Here is a 588-nt window from a genome sequence, read left to right as displayed (position 1 = left end):
ATATCGGGACGCGTGGCACGGTACGACTACGACGAGTTCGACAACCTCATCTCGGCCGAGTACGAACGCGGCGGCGAGGTGGAACGCCTCTACCGCGTGCCCGACCGCATGGGCAACCTCTTCGAGTCGCGTGAGAAGGACGACCGCAAGTATGACGCCGGCGGACGGCTTGCCGAAGACCGCGAACATTTCTACCACTACGACTGCGAGGGCAACCTCGTGTTCAAGGAGTTCAAGGAAATGGCGTTGCGCGGCGGCGTCATCGCCCCCATTAATAAGGAGCGGCTCGAAGCCGAGCTTGGCATCACTTTCCGCGCCTTCGGCACGGGCTGGCGTTACGACTGGCAGAGCGACGGCATGCTTGCCCGCGTTGTCCGCCCCGACGGCAAGGAAGTGTCGTTCGCCTACGACGCCCTCGGCCGTCGCATCCGAAAATCTTTTGCAGGAACGACCACCCACTTCGTTTGGGACGGCAACGTGCCGCTGCACGAATGGACGGAGACGGCCGAATCGGAAGAAAGCGTAATTACTTGGCTCTTCGAACAAGACACGTTCGTACCTGCCGCCAAGCTGGTTGCCAACGGCGAT

General features: G+C 61.4%; 1 pseudogene. It reads left to right on the top strand.

Annotated elements, in window-relative coordinates:
* Positions 1 to 588 (top strand): annotated as a pseudogene (locus tag HMPREF0670_RS15230) (RHS repeat domain-containing protein); the annotation flags it as partial.

This window comes from Prevotella sp. oral taxon 317 str. F0108 (assembly GCF_000162415.1).
Taxonomy (GTDB): domain Bacteria; phylum Bacteroidota; class Bacteroidia; order Bacteroidales; family Bacteroidaceae; genus Prevotella; species Prevotella conceptionensis.
Note: the sequence above shows the minus strand (reverse complement) of the source record. Positions and strands in the feature narration are given on the sequence as shown.